This window comes from Vibrio sp. 10N.222.52.B7, assembly GCF_041474275.1.
In the GTDB taxonomy this organism is placed as follows: Bacteria; Pseudomonadota; Gammaproteobacteria; order Enterobacterales; family Vibrionaceae; genus Vibrio; species Vibrio crassostreae_C.
The window spans coordinates 1-269 of the sequence record NZ_JBFRTU010000763.1; the positions used below are offsets into that span (position 1 = coordinate 1).

1 protein-coding gene is annotated in these 269 nt (G+C 41.3%); it reads right to left on the bottom strand.

What is annotated here, in order from left to right; genetic code table 11:
- On the bottom strand, positions 1–142 hold a 142-nt coding region (locus AB4512_RS25185), incomplete at its 3' end, for an HAD family hydrolase (RefSeq protein WP_372176187.1).
- Positions 143–269 lie beyond the last annotated feature (127 nt).

Below are 269 nucleotides of genomic sequence, written 5' to 3' on the forward strand. Positions count from 1 at the left end.
CTGCTGTGTGGTGTCGGCCAGTAACAATCATGACGTGACAACTTTGTTTGGCTTCTTGAATCGCCTTTTTTACTTCTGGATGAATCGTGTGATCATCCTTTAACACGGTTCCATCGAGATCTAACGCCAGCACTTTATACATAGAGTCCTCTACTTATTCCCTGAAGTCGGGCCTAATCAATATTTAAACGGCTTACTTAAACGGCTTATTTAAACAAAAAGCCGATTTACTGTTGGCCGTAATAAGCATTTTCACCGTGCTTACGTAA